This is a genomic window from Citrobacter sp. VF227, from assembly GCF_052950715.1.
The window spans coordinates 1-478 of the sequence record NZ_JBRFVF010000349.1 but is presented as its reverse complement, the minus strand read 5'-3'; the positions used below and the strand labels follow the sequence as shown (position 1 = coordinate 478).

Below are 478 nucleotides of genomic sequence, written 5' to 3'. Positions count from 1 at the left end.
TCTCGACGCCATCATTGCGCCGGATGCCAACGCCCTTCCTGCAGCAGCTCAGGCCGCTGAGAACCTGAAGAATACCATCGTGGCGATTGTCGGTTTCAGCACACTAAACGTAATGCGTCCTTATGTTGAACGCGGCACGGTAAAAGAATTTGGCCTCTGGGACGTGGTCCAGCAGGTCAAGATTTCCATATACGTGGCTGATGCCTTGCTGAAAAAAGGCGACATGAACATTGGGGACAAGCTGGAGATTCCGGGTATTGGGCAAGTTGAAGTCTCGCCGAACAGCGTGCAGGGCTACAGCGACGAGGCGAAGGGAAATGGCGTTGTGCTTATGCCTGAACGCGTGGTGTTCACTAAAGATAACATCGACAAATACGTTTTCTAATTTTCATACCGTAACCGTGGAGTAAAAAATGGCTGAATTAGATGACATCAAGGATGGTAAGGATTTCCATACCGATACGCCGCAACGCAATAC

1 protein-coding gene is annotated in these 478 nt (G+C 50.0%); it reads left to right on the top strand.

All coding sequences use genetic code 11. The features are described from left to right. The coding region (locus ACU8YC_RS26695) for a substrate-binding domain-containing protein (protein ID WP_446896221.1) at positions 1-385 on the top strand (385 nt) is incomplete at its 5' end. Positions 386-478 lie beyond the last annotated feature (93 nt).